At 27.7% G+C, this 15,951-nt stretch carries 15 protein-coding genes, 1 other RNA gene and 2 pseudogenes; 11 read left to right on the top strand and 7 right to left on the bottom strand.

The features are described 5' to 3' along the window. Positions 1 to 16: 16 nt before the first annotated feature. Together AVBRAN12647_RS02805 and AVBRAN12647_RS02800 are read right to left on the bottom strand one after the other, a co-directional pair. Positions 17 to 634, bottom strand: coding sequence for a hypothetical protein (locus tag AVBRAN12647_RS02805; RefSeq protein ID WP_336614666.1), 618 nt, complete (start codon positions 632 to 634; stop codon positions 17 to 19). A 68-nt stretch (positions 635 to 702) separates the two neighbouring features. After that, entirely contained in the window at positions 703 to 1,452 is a 750-nt protein-coding gene (locus tag AVBRAN12647_RS02800) for a hypothetical protein (RefSeq protein WP_336614665.1), read from the bottom strand. A 53-nt stretch (positions 1,453 to 1,505) separates the two neighbouring features. Here AVBRAN12647_RS02800 and rnpB point away from each other — a divergent pair. Beyond that, positions 1,506 to 1,830, top strand: an RNA gene (rnpB, locus tag AVBRAN12647_RS02795) — RNase P RNA component class A. Positions 1,831 to 1,839: 9 nt separating this feature from the next. Further along, positions 1,840 to 2,205, top strand: a complete 366-nt coding sequence (locus tag AVBRAN12647_RS02790; RefSeq protein WP_336613846.1) for a YbgC/FadM family acyl-CoA thioesterase — start codon at positions 1,840 to 1,842, stop codon at positions 2,203 to 2,205. 1 nt (position 2,206) lies between these two features. On the opposite strand, the gene AVBRAN12647_RS02785 is transcribed toward AVBRAN12647_RS02790, so the two are convergent. Further along, a complete protein-coding gene (locus AVBRAN12647_RS02785) occupies positions 2,207 to 2,935 on the bottom strand; it encodes an ATP-binding protein (RefSeq protein WP_336614664.1) in 729 nt (242 codons plus the stop codon). Positions 2,936 to 3,063: 128 nt separating this feature from the next. Here AVBRAN12647_RS02785 and AVBRAN12647_RS02780 point away from each other — a divergent pair, with 128 nt between their 5' ends. The 3 genes from AVBRAN12647_RS02780 to AVBRAN12647_RS02770 all read left to right on the top strand — a co-directional run bounded on the left by AVBRAN12647_RS02780 (position 3,064) and on the right by AVBRAN12647_RS02770 (position 6,481). Next, positions 3,064 to 4,344 carry an aminotransferase class V-fold PLP-dependent enzyme gene (locus AVBRAN12647_RS02780; RefSeq protein WP_214150436.1) on the top strand — a complete coding sequence of 427 codons (1,281 nt, stop codon included), beginning with the start codon at positions 3,064 to 3,066 and terminating at the stop codon, positions 4,342 to 4,344. 24 nt (positions 4,345 to 4,368) lie between these two features. Then, entirely contained in the window at positions 4,369 to 5,301 is a 933-nt protein-coding gene (locus AVBRAN12647_RS02775) for a glycosyl transferase family 90 (RefSeq protein WP_336614663.1), read from the top strand. A 100-nt stretch (positions 5,302 to 5,401) separates the two neighbouring features. Continuing rightward, positions 5,402 to 6,481: an NAD(P)/FAD-dependent oxidoreductase gene (locus AVBRAN12647_RS02770; RefSeq protein ID WP_214150434.1), complete on the top strand. Its 1,080-nt coding sequence runs from the start codon at positions 5,402 to 5,404 to the stop codon at positions 6,479 to 6,481. Positions 6,482 to 6,513: 32 nt separating this feature from the next. On the opposite strand, the gene AVBRAN12647_RS02765 is transcribed toward AVBRAN12647_RS02770, so the two are convergent. Then, positions 6,514 to 7,800 carry an adenosylmethionine--8-amino-7-oxononanoate transaminase gene (locus tag AVBRAN12647_RS02765; protein WP_336614662.1) on the bottom strand — a complete coding sequence of 429 codons (1,287 nt, stop codon included), beginning with the start codon at positions 7,798 to 7,800 and terminating at the stop codon, positions 6,514 to 6,516. Between the two features lie 48 nt (positions 7,801 to 7,848). Here AVBRAN12647_RS02765 and AVBRAN12647_RS02760 point away from each other — a divergent pair, with 48 nt between their 5' ends. The 5 genes from AVBRAN12647_RS02760 to AVBRAN12647_RS02740 are packed head-to-tail and all read left to right on the top strand — an operon-like array spanning position 7,849 to position 12,162. Beyond that, positions 7,849 to 8,949 (top strand): aminotransferase class I/II-fold pyridoxal phosphate-dependent enzyme, encoded by a 1,101-nt coding sequence (locus AVBRAN12647_RS02760; protein WP_336614661.1) that lies wholly within the window; start codon positions 7,849 to 7,851, stop codon positions 8,947 to 8,949. Further along, positions 8,939 to 9,526, top strand: coding sequence for a pimeloyl-ACP methyl esterase BioG family protein (locus AVBRAN12647_RS02755; protein ID WP_214117085.1), 588 nt, complete (start codon positions 8,939 to 8,941; stop codon positions 9,524 to 9,526). The genes AVBRAN12647_RS02760 and AVBRAN12647_RS02755 overlap by 11 nt, the downstream gene beginning before the upstream one ends. Then, on the top strand, positions 9,523 to 10,197 hold the full coding sequence (locus AVBRAN12647_RS02750; protein WP_336614660.1) for an SAM-dependent methyltransferase: 675 nt from the start codon (positions 9,523 to 9,525) through the stop codon (positions 10,195 to 10,197). Before AVBRAN12647_RS02755 ends, AVBRAN12647_RS02750 begins: the two co-directional genes overlap by 4 nt. Positions 10,198 to 10,240: 43 nt before the next feature. Further along, on the top strand, positions 10,241 to 11,230 hold the full coding sequence (locus AVBRAN12647_RS02745; RefSeq protein ID WP_336614659.1) for a DNA cytosine methyltransferase: 990 nt from the start codon (positions 10,241 to 10,243) through the stop codon (positions 11,228 to 11,230). Further along, positions 11,230 to 12,162: a HaeIII family restriction endonuclease gene (locus AVBRAN12647_RS02740; protein ID WP_239803575.1), complete on the top strand. Its 933-nt coding sequence runs from the start codon at positions 11,230 to 11,232 to the stop codon at positions 12,160 to 12,162. The genes AVBRAN12647_RS02745 and AVBRAN12647_RS02740 overlap by 1 nt, the downstream gene beginning before the upstream one ends. Before the next feature lie 358 nt (positions 12,163 to 12,520). Here the strand turns inward: AVBRAN12647_RS02740 and AVBRAN12647_RS09695 are convergent. The 3 genes and pseudogenes from AVBRAN12647_RS09695 to AVBRAN12647_RS02730 form a co-directional block, all read right to left on the bottom strand. Then, positions 12,521 to 13,138: pseudogene (locus tag AVBRAN12647_RS09695) on the bottom strand (methyl-accepting chemotaxis protein); the annotation flags it as partial. Positions 13,139 to 13,378: 240 nt separating this feature from the next. Beyond that, positions 13,379 to 14,122, bottom strand: a pseudogene (locus AVBRAN12647_RS09690) (HAMP domain-containing protein); the annotation flags it as partial. Positions 14,123 to 14,463: 341 nt separating this feature from the next. Continuing rightward, complete coding sequence (locus AVBRAN12647_RS02730; protein ID WP_239803577.1) at positions 14,464 to 15,300, bottom strand: biotin synthase; 837 nt, start codon at positions 15,298 to 15,300, stop codon at positions 14,464 to 14,466. A 53-nt stretch (positions 15,301 to 15,353) separates the two neighbouring features. On the opposite strand from AVBRAN12647_RS02730, the gene bioD reads away from it, so the two are divergent. Further along, positions 15,354 to 15,950: an ATP-dependent dethiobiotin synthetase BioD gene (gene bioD / locus AVBRAN12647_RS02725; protein WP_336614658.1), complete on the top strand. Its 597-nt coding sequence runs from the start codon at positions 15,354 to 15,356 to the stop codon at positions 15,948 to 15,950. The last annotated feature ends 1 nt before the right edge of the window (position 15,951 follow it).

The raw sequence follows: 15,951 nt of genomic DNA, 5'->3' as shown, positions 1-15,951 counted from the left end.
ATATTAAATTATTCACTTATTTTAAACTTTTATAATTTTTAAGAAAATATATCAAAATAGTAGCAAAACTAGGGATTAAAAATGCAAAATTTAAAAAAGTTAAAAAACTAATATAATCAATTCCGTATTCATATTTTATAAATTTTATATTAGGCGGGAATATAAATGCTATAAAAATTAAAAAACAAATAGTTATAAGCCTAAAAATTAAAGATTTTTTATGTAATTGTATATTAAGATTTGTAGAATTTGTATTAAAAATCATAATAATAACATATAAAATAAATATTAATATTATATAAAATACCCCAAAAAATACAAGTAAAACAAATAAAGGTATCAAAAATAAACCAGCACAAAATAACCAAGATTTACAAGAATTTGCCTTATAAATAAGACTTAAAAATAATATGCTAAAAAATGGTAGTATCAATATGTCTATAAAATATGCTTGAAAAGTAAAAATACTTTTAATTACTCCCATTTTAAACATTAAAAAACCAAAAAATATATAAGAGCTTAAAATTAAAAGTAAAATGCCCCAAAATTTAAAAAAATCTGCTGTGCTTAAACTTGCCTTATAATTTAATAAAAATATATTTAAAAGAGTTTTTAAAAATATATTTTTAAACATTTTTATCCTTTAGATTTGATATTTGTTATTAAATTGATATATAAAATATATGTTAATATGATATTAATTTACAAAATATCTTTAATAATTGAGCTAATTTCTATAAAGCCATCAACTTCTCTTAAAAACAAATACTCATTTGAAGGTTGTTTTAGTGCTAAATAATTTTTACCTAAAATTTCATTGCAATATAAATAACTAGCAAAACTCCCACTCCCACAAGCGCTCTCATAAAATAAAGTCTTAATATCTCTTACCCAGACAATAGGCTCAAGACAATCACCTTGTAAATACATAAAACCACTTGCTTTTTTGTCTAAAAAATCATTATCTTTTAAATATGAATATGCAAATTCTTTTAAATTAATTTTAGATAAATCTAATTTTTTCGTATAAATAATATGAAAAATATCTCCTAAATCTACATAATATATATCATCATCAAGCTTGTTTAATTTATATTCATTTTTAAATCTTAAATAATAAAAATTATCATCTTTATATAGTTTTTTAATATTATTATCTTTTATAAAATCACTACTACTAATACCGCATAAATAATCTTTATCATTTAGTTTAATTTTTGTAGTTTTTAAATTATTAGTATCTAAAAAATACTTTCCCGCACATCTTAAAGCATTAAAACAAATCTCTCCACCTGCCATTTTTAATTCATAATCTTGCACAAAGCCAACTTGTTCAACATCTTTATGCTTAGCTAAAATCTCATTATTTATACTTTTAAAATCTAAGTTATTAATTCCAACAACCAAAGCCGTAGTATTTCCCGCTGGATAATATAAATTATATTTATACATTTTTTACTCCTTTAATTTTCTTTATCTTAAACAAGCTTAGTTAAAATGGCGTAAGAGTATGGTGGATAATCGCTTTTAATTAAGAGGAAAGTCCGGGCTGCAATAAGATGAGGTTCCATCTAACAGATGGCTAGAGCAATCTAAGGGAAAGTGTAACAGAAAATAAACTTCCTAATTTTAGGTAAAGGTGAAACGGCGGGGTAAGAGCCCACCAGTGATTATGCGAGTAAAAGCAATTCAGCTTATAAACCCAACCTGCAGCAAGAAGGGGTGGTTTTTATCTTATATTTTAAACCCTTCGCTAGAGTGCTATTGTGAAATAGTAAGTAGATAAATGATTATCCAAGACAAAACCCGGCTTATAGCCATACTCTTTTAAGGATTAGGATGCAAATTAGAGTTTATTATGAAGATACTGATTGTATGGGGATTGTCTATCATACAAATTATTTAAAATATTGTGAAAGAGCTAGGAGCGAATGGTTTTTCGCTAATGAAGGAAAAGATTTATTAAAAGAAAATCCTTTTGCATTAAGAGAAATTAAGGCTATTTATAAAGCACCTGCTAAATTAGGAGATATTTTAGAAGTTAAAAATATTCTTGTAGGATTTGATAAATATTGTTTAGAATTAAAGCAAATAATTTATAAAGATGATAAAGCTATTTTTGAAGCTTTTATAAAATTAGTTCATATAAAAGATGGCAAACTATCCCCAATTAGTGAAGAAATAAAAAAATATTTGAGTAAATAATTTATATAAATTCTTTAAAATTTTCGTGATTAGCTAATATTAGTCTTTTATCATTTAAAGCTAGAAGTTTTTTACTAAAGCCGTTTTTACTAAAAAGTATAAAATAATCAGGCTCAAAACCCAAATATCTAGCCTTTTGAATGAGTTTTGAATACGAGCTAATACACATTTTTTTGCCATTAAATTTCACTTCGCCTAATAAAGATATTTCGTAATTATCATAAAAAATATCACATTCATAATCTTTGCCCCAAATACTCTTAATGCCTTTTATATTAAATTTCTTCTCGCACCACTCACAAGCAATTTGCTCGTAAATAAACGACTGATATTCATAAAATTTATCATTAATTAATCTTAAGGCTAATTCTTTATCTTTTAAAATTATTTTCTCCATTGCTTTTAAAAAATAAAAATAAAATCTAGTGTAATTAGAATTAAAAATAACTTTATTTTGTGGATAAAATCTCTTAAAACTCAATAAATCATTATTTAATTCAAGTCTTAAAAAACCACGATTAATCAAGGAGTGAAAGCTCTTTCTAGCTTTAAATCTTGAGCCGTATTTGTTGATAGAAAACTCCAAGCGAGATTTTCTAGCATAGTGAATTAGTGCCTTGCATTCGCTTTCATTTATTTCAAATTCGTAAGGATTATATGTATTTACTAGCTCGTGTATATAATAATTAATATCATTTAAACTAGGTTTAAAACTCTTATCTCCAAACACAGAATAAAAGTCTAACGCTTCGTCTAAATAAAAATGCGGATATCTTTTAATAAAGTCTAAAAATTCTATAACTACCCCTTAATTTTTTTGTGCTAATTTTACTTTAATTATTTTTACAAAGGGCAAAAATGCAAATTAGTGAGCTAAAAAGCGACATAATTTTAGATGAAAATACAAAATATTTTGATTACACAGCAAGTGCTTTAGCACTAAAATCAATTGAATTAAAAATGCAAAATATTTTAAAAACATACGCCAACACTCATTCAGATAGTGCAAAAAATTCAAAAATAACAAGTAAATACTATAAAGACGCAAAAAGCTATATCAAAAAAAGCTTAGGATTAAATTCTAATTATAGCTTGATTGCTTGTGGGAGTGGCTCAACTGCGGCTATTAAAAAATTTCAAGAATTATTAGGAATATATGTTCCACCGCTTATTAAACAGCGTTATTTTAATGATATTGCTAAAAATACTTTGCCTTTAGTAATTGTTAGTGCTATTGAACACCATTCAAATGAGCTTAGTTTTAAAGAAGGTTTATGCGAGTGCATTAGGCTAAATCATAGGGATTTTAATAGTGATTTATACGAGCTTGAAAGAATTTGCAAAAAGAACGCTAATAGAAAAATAATAATGAGTTTTAATGCCGTTAGCAATATCACAGGAGTTAGAGCAAACCTTGCAAAAATCAGCGAAATTGCGAAAAAATATAAAGCGATTTTAGCAATTGATGCAAGTTCGGCTATACCTTATGAAAATATTGAAATTCCGTTTGATGCTTTGTTTTTTTCAGGACATAAAATGTTAGGCGGAGTTGGCACGAGTGGATTTTTAGCTATTAAAAATGAGCTTATTGGCAAAATTCCTACATTTGCAGCTGGTGGGACGGTTGGCTATGTTAGTAGGAGCAATTATGAGTTTTTAGACGATGCTGAAAGCCTTGAAGAGGGTGGAACCCCTGCGATTTTACAAGTTATTAAAAGTGAATTAGCTTTTAGACTTAGAGATGAAATAGGGCTTGGAGTGATTAAAGAAAAGGAAAATATTTTAAAAGAATATTTTTTAAACGCTATTAAAAAAGTGCAATTTAAATACAAAATCACACTATACGCTGCAAATATTAAGGATAGATTGCCTATATTTTCACTAAATTCTACAGGCGTTAGCCCTTATGATTTAGCTAGGGTTTTAAGTGATGATTATGGGATAGAAACTCGTGCTGGGTGTGCTTGTGCTGGTCCTTATGCGCATGATTTATTAAATTATGTGGATAATCAAAATTTCAATGCTAAGCCTGGATTTTTAAGAATAAGTTTGCATTATACTCATGAATTAAGCGATATTGATTATTTGATTAACGCACTTTGCAAAAGCATAGAAAAGCTAAATAAGAATTTAAAATAAGGAATATTTATTAGCAAAGTAATTATGAATTTAAAAGGACTTGGTGCTTTAAGTATTCCAAGAGTGTTTTTTAATATGCAATTAATTTCAAAATTAAATGCTTTAAAAAAGTTAAAAAATGATGAGATTTTACATATAAAAAATAGATTGAATTATTACAATAAAATTAATGATTTTTTTGAGCTAAAAAAGATAGAAAATGTAGAGCATTCTAAATTAGGCGAAAATTTATTAAAAAATACTTCATATTCTTTTGATTTTTACAAGGTTAGCAAATATTTTCATAAAAATTTAAAGATAAATAAATTCTTTTATGATTGTTCTAGCGAGTTTTTAAATACTATAACAAAATCAAGACCAATTGATAGTAAAAATGTGATTTTAAAGCTTGATAGCAGAAGACATTTTTGTTTTTTAAATGATAAAAATGATTTTAAAGATAAAGTGGATTTGGCTGTTTTTAGGGGTGCTTGTGTTCAGCAAAATAGAATAGATTTTATTAATAAATTTAAAGATTGTAAAAGACTAAATCTAGGTAATGTAAATAAGAAAAATAGGTTAGGTTATTTAAGCAAGGAAGAGCAGCTTAAATATAAATTTATAATCTCTCTTGAGGGTTGGGATGTTGCTACAAATCTTAAATGGATAATGAGTTCAAATTCTATCGCAATTACTCCAAGATTAAAATATGAAACTTGGTTTATGGAAGGAAAATTAATTCCTAACGAGCATTTTTTATTAATTCAAGATGATTTTAGCGATATTTTAGATGTAATGGATAATGCTTTAACTAATGATAAATTAGTAAAAAATATTATTAAAAATCAAAATGAATATATACAACAATTTTTAAATCCTAATATAGAAGAGTTGCTTGGTATTTTGGTTTTAGCGAAGTATTTTTATTATTCAAATCAAGTGAAATTAGATAATTTTGTAATTGAATTATTTGATTGAATTTAAAATATATAAATTTTATTTTAAACTTTATTAATATTTAATATGAATTAAAGTAAAAATATTTTAATATTTATTAAATATTTTTAAAGGAGAGTTTATGAAAAAAATTGTATTTTTAGGTGCTGGGTATGCAAATTTAAGTCTAATTAAAAAGATTAAAAAGAAAAATCTAAGAAAAGCAGAATTTATACTAATAAACAATAATTCTTATCATTATAAAACGACAGAATTACACAAAATAGCAGCAAGAGAAAGCGAAAAAGACATAGTAATAAATCTAAAAAGCATACTGCCTAAAGATATAACTTTAATTTGTGATAATGTAAAAAGTATTGAAAATGGCAAAGTTATTTGCGAGAATGCAAATTATGATTATGATGAGCTTTATGTTGGGCTTGGTGCGAGTGTAAATACCTTTGGCATTGATGGACTTGATGAATGCTTAAATATTATAAATTATAAAAACGCTTTAAAAACTGCTGAAACACTTTATAAAAATCTTGAGCTTTATGAGAATAAAAATGTAATTATTTGTGGTGCGGGGCTTAGCGGAGTAGAGCTTTGTGGCTCAATCGCTACAACTTGCAAAAATCTAGGAATTAGCATTAATTTATATTTGGTTGAAGCAATGGATGAGATTTTGCCTGTTTATACTAAAGATTTAGCTAAAAAAGCTAGAAATTATTTAGAAAATCTAGGCGTAAAAGTTCTAAGCTCTCATAAAATAATCAAAAAAGTTGATGATAAATTATTTTTAAACGATGAAAATAATTATATAAAAGCAAAAACTATAATTTTTACAGCTGGCGTTAAGGGTAGCGAAGTAATTGCAAATAGTGGCTTTAATCACAAAAATAATAGAGTTTTAGTAAATGAATATTTAATGGCACCTAATTTTGATAATTGCTATGTTTTAGGAGATTTAGCGATTGTTTCAAATTTCGCACCTACTGCACAAATTGCTTGTAAGCAAGGAAAATACCTAGCAAAAAGACTAAATGCAAGGCTTGAAGGAATTGAGTTTAACGAACCTTTTAAATACAATGATAAAGGTAGCATTTGTTCGGTTGGAAAAGACTATGCAATAGGCGTTATTTTAGGTAAAACTTATAGTGGTTTTATGGCAAAAAGTCTTAAAAAATTAACCGAAATAGAATGGAGTGAAACTCTAAAGTAAAACATTAAAACAATTTTAAGAATTTGAAATTCTCATTTCAAATTCTTAAATCTCAAAATCTCTTTTATGCTATTTATTACATAATTTATCTCATCATTATTAATTACATAAGGTGGCATAAAATAAATCGTATTGCCAAGTGGTCTTAAAAGTAACCCATATTCAAGTGCTTTTAGATATACTTCAAGCCCAAATCTAGGATTAAAATGCTCTATATCAAATGCAAACACCATTCCTTGATGCCTAACATTTCGCACACTCTTAAACTCAGCAAAACCTTGCCAAAGTGAGTTTATATACTCGCTTTTGATTTTATTTTGATTTATAACATTATCTTTAGTAAATATATCCAAAGTTGCATTCGCAGCAGCACAAGCAAGTGCATTTCCTGTATAGCTATGTGAATGCAAAAACGCCTTGTATTCGCTATATGGAGCATAAAATTCATTATAAATTTCATCGCTTGTTACAACAACGCTAATTGGCAAATACCCACCGCTAAGCCCTTTACTAAGGCATAAAAAATCAGGCACAATTTCACACTGCTCTAAAGCAAACATAGTCCCGCTTCTTCCAAATCCAACGGCAATTTCATCAAAAATTATATCAATATCATAAGATTTTGCTAACCAACAAGCCTTTTTGATAAACTTAGCTGAATACATATTCATTGAACCTGCACACTGAATTAAAGGCTCAAGTATAAAGGCATTTATGTTTTTATGCTCTTTTTCAAGTAATTTTTCAAGCTCTTTTAATTCATTTTCATAATCTAGTCCACTTGGTGCAGGAGTGTTTAAGCATTCAAGCAAAAGTGGTTTATAAGTCTTTTTATAAAGTTCAACATCGCTTACGCTTAGTGCAGCTATCGTTTCTCCGTGATATGAATTACTAAGTGATAAAAATTTGTTTTTTAATTTTCCTTGCAAAAGATTTTTATGAAAACTCATCTTAAGTGCTACTTCAACAGCACTTGAGCCATTATCAGCATAAAAGCATTTATTAAGCTTAGTTGGTAGTAAATCAGTAAGTCTTTTTGATAATCTTATAATGCTTTCGTGAGAAAATCCAGCCATTATGATATGCTCTAGGGTGTTTAATTGCTCGTAAATTTTGCTATTTATATAATCATTGCTATGTCCGAAAAGATTTACCCACCAAGAGCTAACGCAATCAATATATGATTTATCATTAAAATCATATAAATACACACCTTTTGCCCTTTTTGTAGGGATTAATGGCACAAATTCGTGCTCTTTCATTTGCGTGCAAGGGTGCCAAATATGTGCTAAATCAAGTTTTACTAATTCTTCTTGCATTTATAACTCCTTTATAAATTTTAATTAAAATTATTATAAAGGATAAAAATGCAAAACTTATTAAATGAATTAAAAAAAGAAAATAATTTTAGAGAACTAAAAAGATTTAAAAATGATGGTAAATTTGTGATTTTTAATGATAAAAGACTGCTTAATTTTGCTAGTAATGATTATTTAGGAATTGCAAGTAGCGGTGAGCTTGAACGAGAGTTTTTAAAAAATCATTTTGCACTTAGCTCAAGTGCTAGTAGAAGTCTTGGTGGCGGTGGAGATGAATACTTTTTGTTTGAAGAATACTTATCGTCTTTATATAAAAATGAAGCGCTTTTATTTAGCAGTGGGTTTTTGCTAAATTATAGTTGTTTAAGTGCTTTAGCTACTTTAAAAAATACGCTTTTTTTAGCCGATAAAAAAGTTCATGCAAGTATTATTGATGGCATAAAGCATTCTAATTTTAAACGCTTTAAACACAATGATATAAATGATTTAGAAAAATTATTGCAAACGAATTTAAATTATGAAAAAATCATAATAATTTGCGAGAGTTTATATAGTATGGACGCAGATTTTGCACCACTTGATAAGCTTTTAGAACTTAAGAAAAAATATAAAAACATTATGCTTTATGTTGATGAAGCACATAGTGTTGGCTCGCTTGGCATTAATGGGCTTGGACTTGGATACTTAAAAGACATTGATTTTTTAGTTCTTACATTTGGTAAAAGCATTGCTAGTATGGGTGCTGCGATGATTTGCTCAAAAGAAGCAAAAGATTTTTTTATAAACAAGGCTAGGGGGCTAATTTATTCAACCGCTTTACCGCCTATTAATGTAGCTTATTCGCATTTTGTGTTTTCAAAATTGGCTAATTTTGATAAATTAAGAGAGCATTTACAAAATCTTAGCTCATATTTAAATGAATTGCTAAAAGATAAAATAAAGGGCGTTAGTTATATAAAAATGATAGTTTTAGGAGATAATGAAAAAGCTAATTTTTACTCGGCAAAACTTATGCAAAAAGGCTTTTTTGCTCCAAGTATAAAAACTCCAACCGTAGCTATTAAAGATACAGGAATAAGACTATCAATAAATGCTAGTATGGATTTTAGCGATTTAGATAATTTTGCTAAGGCTTTTTATGAAATTTGAGTTTTTACATAAAAATAATTCTAGTGATTTGGTGCTGTTTTTTGGTGGTTTTGGCTTTTTACCGAGTGCTTATAATTTAGCTTCTAAAAATGATGTTTTAATGGTTTATGATTATTTGGAATTTGATTTAGGATTTTTAGAGATTTGTAAAACTTATAAAAACATTAAACTAATCGCTTTTTCAATGGGTGTTATGGTATCTTGTAAGTGTGATTTAAGTTCGCTTAATATCGTGCAAAAAATAGCGATAAATGGCACTATAAAAGGTATTGATGATGAGTTGGGAATTAGCGAAAAGCTTTTTAAAATTACGGCTAAAAGATTTGATAAAGAAAGCTTTTTAAATAATTGTGGCGGGATAAATAAGGCATTTAATCAAAATCCTAAAGATGAGCTTTTAAGTATTATAGAAATTTCTAAAAAGCCTTGTATTTGGCAAGATTATGATTTGGCATACTCATCAAATGATGATAAAATTTTCCCACAAAATGCACTTTTAAAAAGCTTTAAAAATATTAATAAAATCAATGCTTCTCATTTTTGCTTTGATGAGTTTTTAAGCTGGGATGAAATATGAAAAGTTTTTTAAGAGCAAAAGATACTTATTTTAAAAATGCTATCGTGCAAAATGATATGAGAGAAGTTTTGCTTAGCGAAATAAATGGGCGTTTTGATAGGGTGCTTGAGCTTGGCTCAAATAGGGGCGAGTTTAGCAAAATGGTAGCTAAAAAGATAGAATTTAGTGAGTTTTATTGCGTGGATATTAATGATTTTAGCTGTGATTATGGTAAGGAATTTATTTTCGTAAAGCACGATTTAAGAGATTTTGAAAACTCATTTTTAGCTAAAATGGATTTTGATTTAGTTATTTCAAATGCGTGTTTTCAGTGGCTTGATTTAGCAAAATTAATAAATGAAATTCCTAAATCAAATTCTAAGCTAATTTTTAGCACTTTTGGAGTGAATAATCTTTGGCAAATTAATGAGCATTTTGGTGTGGGGCTTGAGTATTTAAATATTGATGAAATAGAGCAGATTTTAAAGCCACATTATAAAAATATAAAGATTTTTGAGAAAGATTATGAGCTAAATTTTAGCTCAAGTATTGAGCTTTTTAGGCATTTAAAACTTAGTGGAGTAAATGCCTTTAGCGGGGTATTTTTAGGTAAAAATGATTTAAAAATCTTTAATGATAAATATCACAATACCTTAAACTACCACGCTATTTTCGTTAGTGCTAATAATTAAAAAAATAATGTAGAATTAAATAAAAATATCAAGAAAGAAGAATATGAGTAGAAAAATAATATCTTTATTTTCAGGTGCCGGTGGTCTTGATTTGGGGTTTTTAAAAGCTGGATTTGAGATACTTGTAGCTAATGAATATGATAAAAGTATATGGGAAACCTATGAAAAAAATCATAAAGTAAAGCTTATAAAAAAGGATATTAAAGATGTAAAAATTGATGAACTTCCAAAATGTGATGGTATTATCGGTGGACCTCCGTGCCAATCTTGGAGTGAAGCAGGAACATTGAAGGGTATTGATGATCCTAGAGGACAGCTTTTTTATGAATATATTAGAATTTTAAAAGCCTTAAAGCCTAATTTTTTTTTAGCTGAAAATGTAAAAGGTATGATGTCAAAAAGACATAGTGAAGCTGTGAAAAATATAATTTATGAGTTTGAAAATGCTGGTTACGATGTATTTGTAAATGTTGTAAATGCAAGTGATTATGGAGTAGCTCAAGATAGGTTAAGGGTTTTTTACGTAGGTTTTAGGAAAGATTTGAATTTAAGATTTATTACACCATTACCATATAAAAACAAAATAACTTTTAAAGATGTAATATATGATTTAAAAGATAGTGCCATACCTGCTTTAGATAACAATAAATCGAATAGTGATAAATGTAAAATACCGAATCATGAATATTTTATAGGTTCTTATTCTAGTATTTTTATGAGTAGAAATAGGGTTCGAACTTGGAACGAGCCAGCATTTACCGTTCAAGCTTCTGGAAGACAAGCTCAATTACACCCACAAGCTCCAAAAATGCCAAAAGTGGATAAAAATAAACATATCTTCAAAGAAGGTTTTGAGAGTTTATATAGAAGACTTAGTGTTAGAGAGTGTGCTAGAGTTCAAGGTTTTGATGATAATTTTAAATTTTATTACGATAAACTTGAAGATGGTTATAAAATGATAGGTAATGCTGTTCCGATTAATTTAGCTTATGAAATGGCAAAAGCTATCAATAATTTGCTAAAAGGAGTTTAATGAGTAATAAAAGTAATAATCAAGGAAGAGCTTATGAATTTGCTTATTTAATTAATTTAGAGTATGAAATAGGCAAACATAGAAAAGTAAAAGTGATTGAAAATAGCAGTTACAAAGCAGCTAAAAAAGCTTGGGATAGTTTAAATGATATTGAAAAAGATATGTATAAAACTAGCGCCTTAGCTGGAATAGGCAAAATTTTTGAACTAGAACCATTGATTTTAGAAAATAGTAATGATGAGGTGGAGCTTTCAATTCAATCAGATGATAAAGGTAAGGATGCTGATGTAAGAGATGTTTTAATAAAAAGAAATGATATTAGTTGGGAAATTGGACTGAGTATTAAGCATAATCATTTTGCTGTAAAACATTCAAGATTATCAAAAAAATTAGATTTTGGTCAAAAATGGTACGGGTTTAAATGTTCTGATAATTACTGGAATGAGATTAAACCAATTTTTGATTTTTTAGATAATAGCAAAGGCTTAAAATGGAGCGAATTGCATAATAAAGATGATGTATATATTTCATTATTAAATGCTTTTAGAAACGAGATATTACAACAATATGCTTTAAATCAAGGAAAAGTTGCAAAATCTATGGTGGAATATTTATTAGGAGAATTTGACTTTTATAAATTAATAAGTATTGATAAGAAACAAACAACTCAAATACAAGCTTATAATATGCACGGAGATTTAGGCAAGAAAAGTCAAGTTGAAGTTCCTTTGGTATGCTTGCCAAATCAAATCATTTATTTAGATTTCAAAAAAGATAGTAAAAACACACTAGAGCTTTATTTAAATAATGGGTGGCAATTTTCATTTAGAATTCATAATGCTTCTACTATGGTTGAAAGTAGTTTAAAGTTTGATGTTCAAATTATAGGAATGCCAGTTAGTGTTCTTACAATAAATTGTATTTGGCTTTAATACCCCATTAATGGGGTATTTTTACAACTCTTAGCTACTTCATAGCCACTTTTTAAGATTAGTTCTACATTCTTTATATTTTCTTCGCCTTTTGTGGTTAGATAATCTTCTAACACGATTTTAAATATAGCTTTACTAACCTTTGATTTAGATATTTTGTTAATTTTATTATAATGGTATTATTTAAAATATATAAATATTTATTTTAAGTTGAGCTTTTTAGGCATTTAAAACTTAGTGGAGTAAATGCCTTTAGCGGGGTATTTTTAGGTAAAAATGATTTAAAAATCTTTAATGATAAATATCACAATACCTTAAACTACCACGCCATTTTCGTTAGTGCTAGCAAATGATTTACTCAAGTTCTAAATTCATTTAGTTTTGAGTTTAATTTTTCTGTAATGTTACTAAGATGATTTGCTGCTCCTGCTATTTCTTCTACGCTTCTTGCGTTTTCGTGAGTTATTTTATTGATATTATTAACTCCTGATAATATATCATCCATAACCTTGCTAGTGTTTATATAATCATCTACGGTTTGATTTGAAATTCCTATTACATTATTCATAGCTTCATTCATATCGTTCATAGTTTTTTGAGTATTATCAGCTAATTTTGTCAGTTCTCCAATGCTTTTTGCATTTAGGCTCATTTGACCACTTGCATCTTCTATACCTTGTGTTATAACACTTATTGTTGCGTTTATTTCTACTAATGAATGCTGGGTTCTTTCTGCTAATTTTCTTACTTCATCAGCTACTACGGCAAACCCACGCCCATGCTCTCCTGCTCTTGCTGCTTCAATTGCAGCATTTAATGCAAGTAGATTAGTCTGGTCTGCTACATCATTTATCATTTCTAAAATAGATTTAACATTATCAGCATCTTGACTAAGTCTTACTATCTTATCTGATACTTCAGCTTCTAAATTCGCACTTTGCATAATTTTTGTATTTAATTCTGAAATAGATTTATTTACATCATTTATATATTTTAGAGCATTTACTAATTGGTTTTTGCCATCTTCTGCAGCTTTAACTCCGATTGCTAGAGTAGAGTTTGCACTATCTCCTTTATTAGCTACATCTCTTACTATCACAGAGCTTTGCTCAACACTTTGACCTGTATTTAAAGAACTTTGAGAAAGCTCATTTGCTACACTAGCATTTTCGCTACTTATATTTTTAGCATCTACGATTAATAATCTAACTTTTTCTATAAAATCATTAATGGCTTTACTTGTTGCTGCTATTTCATCTTTACCATTTACAGGTAATTTTTGAGTTAAATCTCCATCTCCACTACTTAATTCAGTAGCTCTACTTGTAAGATAATTAAGTGGTTTAGAGATTTGAAATAATACAAAGAAAATTAATATAGCAAGTATTATTATCCCAATAATCACTGCGTATGTTATAAATTTGATTCCAAATTCATTTATGTGAGAGTTCATATCGTCGTTGATTTTTTGTATTTCTTTCATTCCTTCATCTAAATCCACGGTGCAAGCATAGATAATTCCCATACCTATATCTTTTTGAGCGTATATTAATACATTTCTTTCTTTGTTAATCATAGAATCAAAAAACTTAGTTTTAACATATCCACCATCTGGGTTTGCTGATGATTTGATTAAATCTTGAATAAAGTATTTTCCATAAATATCTTTGTCATTTATATGATTTTTACCAATTCTTGCTTGAACATAATGAACTAGGTAGGTTCCATCTTCATCCATTGCGAAAAAATTCACTAATTTATTATGTAAATCCATATTGCTTAAGTATTTTATGGTGTTATTGTATGATACTTCTTTACTAATGCCTTTACTTTTTAAATCTAAATATAACTGGTCTGTCATATGATTTACACTATATACAACGCTTTGAGCAGTTTTTAAAGCATCGTCTAAGACTAATTTTTCAATAGATACATCAGTATCATCGCTAATTGATTTCATCGCACTATTTGATAAATAAATCATACTAGAGCATAAAATCACTAAAGACACAGCAATTATAATTGCTAATTTTTGAGATATTTTCATTCTCATTCTCCTATTGATAATAATTTCTAAATTAAGCTCCGTATATTAGCATAAAATTTACTTTTTATTCTTAAGCCTTTAAATATCTATATAGCAATGATTTAATATGTGTCAATGGGGGGGGGTATCTTAAGTTGTAACAAATAAAATAAATATTAATTTAATAGTATTTTGAATTTTTTAAAAAAAATATAAAAATTTTTATATAAATTATTTATGGAATTTGGATTTAAAATTCAAATTCCATAAAATTTTTAACAACTCTTAGCTACTTCATAGCCACTTTTTAAGATGAGTTCTACATCTTTATGTTTTTCTTCGCCTTTTGTAGTCAGATAATCTCCTAGCACGATAGCGTTTATCCCTGCTTCAAACATAGCTTTAAAATCATCTTTAAATGCAAATTCTCTACCACCTGCAGCCATTAGTCTTGTATTTGGTAGTTTTTCTTTTGCAAGTTTTATTATATTAATAGCTTCTTCTTTGGTGATTTCTTTAGCCTTGATTTTTAAAGCTTCATTTTTTATATAAAAATTAATTGGACTTGTGTGCGGCTTTAAAGTCGCAAGAGCGTCAAGTAATTCAGCTCTTTGCTCATCGCTTTCGCCTAAGCCAAAAATCCCACCACAGCAAATGCCAAGCCCAGCATTTATAGCGTTTTGATTAGTTTCATATCTTTCTTCATAAGTATGAGTTGTGCAGATATTTTTAAAATTGCTTTTGGCGCTCTCTAGGTTGTGATTATAACTATCTATTCCATGCTCTTTTAAAAATACTAAATCCTTATAACTAGCTCTTCCATTGCAGCCAATTAGGTGTAAATGTAAGCCACTTTCTTTAATAGCACTTGCTGCTCTTGCAATAAAATCTAGCTTTTTACTGTCAATTCCACGACCAGAAGTAACAAGGCAAAATCCTAAAGCACCAGCTTCACTAGCTATTTTTGCTTCGTTTAAAATAGTATTAATATCCTTATAATCATATACATTAATATTTGTATTATAATGCTTACTTTGGGTGCAATACGCACAATCTTCGCTACAATTTCCACTTTTTACATTGCAAATTGAACATAAAAATATTTCTTTCATTTTATATCCTTTACTTGTTAAAATACAATTTATTCTAACTAAAAAGGATAAAAATGTATATATGTGGCATTCATACTGACGCTGGTAAAACTCATTTATGTGTTGCTTTGTGTAAAGCTTTTAATTATTCTTATTTTAAAATAGTTCAAGCAGGTTGTAATAAAGATAGCGATATTTTAAGGCGTTTTGTAAAGAATGTAAAAGTTCATAAAGAAGGGATATTTTTAAATACTCCTGCATCACCACACATAGCAAAAAAAGTTGATAATATTGAATATTCTATAAATGATTTAATCTTGCCTGATGATGATAAAATGATTATTGAATTAGCTGGGGGTCTTTTTTGTCCTATTGATGATAATTTAACTATGATTGATTTTATGAAAAAACATAAGCGTAAAGTAATTTTAGCTGCTAGGAATTATTTGGGTATGATAAATCATACGATTTTAAGTATAAAAGCATTGCAAGATAATGGTTTTGATATTGTTTGTGTTGTGATGATTGGCGAGATTGATACTAGACTTGATGAGTTTATTTATAATTATACGGGCGTAAATATAGCTCATTTAGAGTATTTTGATGAGTTTAACATAGATGAAAAGATACAAGAATTTAAAAATGAAATTGAAAAATATTTAAGGAGTTAGT

It is taken from the genome of Campylobacter sp. RM12647 (assembly GCF_020138135.1).
GTDB lineage: Bacteria > Campylobacterota > Campylobacteria > Campylobacterales > Campylobacteraceae > Campylobacter_E.
This window is presented reverse-complemented; position numbering and strand designations above follow the sequence as displayed.

Coding starts and splice junctions, on each gene's coding strand:
- AVBRAN12647_RS02760 (WP_336614661.1), top strand. CDS start 7,849: ATGCAAAACTTATTAAATGAATTAAAAAAAGAAAATAATTTTAGAGAA.
- AVBRAN12647_RS02805 (WP_336614666.1), bottom strand. CDS start 634: ATGTTTAAAAATATATTTTTAAAAACTCTTTTAAATATATTTTTATTA.
- AVBRAN12647_RS02775 (WP_336614663.1), top strand. CDS start 4,369: ATGAATTTAAAAGGACTTGGTGCTTTAAGTATTCCAAGAGTGTTTTTT.
- AVBRAN12647_RS02755 (WP_214117085.1), top strand. CDS start 8,939: ATGAAATTTGAGTTTTTACATAAAAATAATTCTAGTGATTTGGTGCTG.
- AVBRAN12647_RS02730 (WP_239803577.1), bottom strand. CDS start 15,300: ATGAAAGAAATATTTTTATGTTCAATTTGCAATGTAAAAAGTGGAAAT.
- AVBRAN12647_RS02765 (WP_336614662.1), bottom strand. CDS start 7,800: ATGCAAGAAGAATTAGTAAAACTTGATTTAGCACATATTTGGCACCCT.
- AVBRAN12647_RS02750 (WP_336614660.1), top strand. CDS start 9,523: ATGAAAAGTTTTTTAAGAGCAAAAGATACTTATTTTAAAAATGCTATC.
- AVBRAN12647_RS02780 (WP_214150436.1), top strand. CDS start 3,064: ATGCAAATTAGTGAGCTAAAAAGCGACATAATTTTAGATGAAAATACA.
- AVBRAN12647_RS02770 (WP_214150434.1), top strand. CDS start 5,402: ATGAAAAAAATTGTATTTTTAGGTGCTGGGTATGCAAATTTAAGTCTA.
- bioD (WP_336614658.1), top strand. CDS start 15,354: ATGTATATATGTGGCATTCATACTGACGCTGGTAAAACTCATTTATGT.
- AVBRAN12647_RS02745 (WP_336614659.1), top strand. CDS start 10,241: ATGAGTAGAAAAATAATATCTTTATTTTCAGGTGCCGGTGGTCTTGAT.
- AVBRAN12647_RS02800 (WP_336614665.1), bottom strand. CDS start 1,452: ATGTATAAATATAATTTATATTATCCAGCGGGAAATACTACGGCTTTG.
- AVBRAN12647_RS02740 (WP_239803575.1), top strand. CDS start 11,230: ATGAGTAATAAAAGTAATAATCAAGGAAGAGCTTATGAATTTGCTTAT.
- AVBRAN12647_RS02790 (WP_336613846.1), top strand. CDS start 1,840: ATGCAAATTAGAGTTTATTATGAAGATACTGATTGTATGGGGATTGTC.